This is a genomic window from Herbidospora sp. RD11066, from assembly GCF_054661255.1.
Map to the genome: position 1 here is coordinate 1 of NZ_BAAGDO010000161.1, position 270 is coordinate 270.

Below are 270 nucleotides of genomic sequence, written 5' to 3' on the forward strand. Positions count from 1 at the left end.
GCTTTTCGCTCGCATCCTTTTTGCACCGCCATGACATGGACGGGAGTTGGGCCGTTGGGACTGACAAGGATCTGTGCATCCTTCAAGGTCTTCGAATCATCAGATCCTTTGCCACCCAACTCTTTGCCTGCGGCGAAGAGGCGTATCCTCTCGACTTGTTCTGCTGGGATCAGATTTGGACTCTCAGGCCAATGCCTCTGCAAAATGATCTTCTTCACCTCCTTGACTGGTGTGTTTGTTGTAATGGACAAATTCGCTGAGTTATGGTCG

Annotated in this window: 1 protein-coding gene; it reads right to left on the reverse strand. The window is 50.7% G+C overall.

Annotated elements, in window-relative coordinates:
- The coding region (locus ACYQ78_RS39635; protein WP_459806148.1) for a hypothetical protein at positions 1-218 on the reverse strand (218 nt) is incomplete at its 3' end.
- Positions 219-270 lie beyond the last annotated feature (52 nt).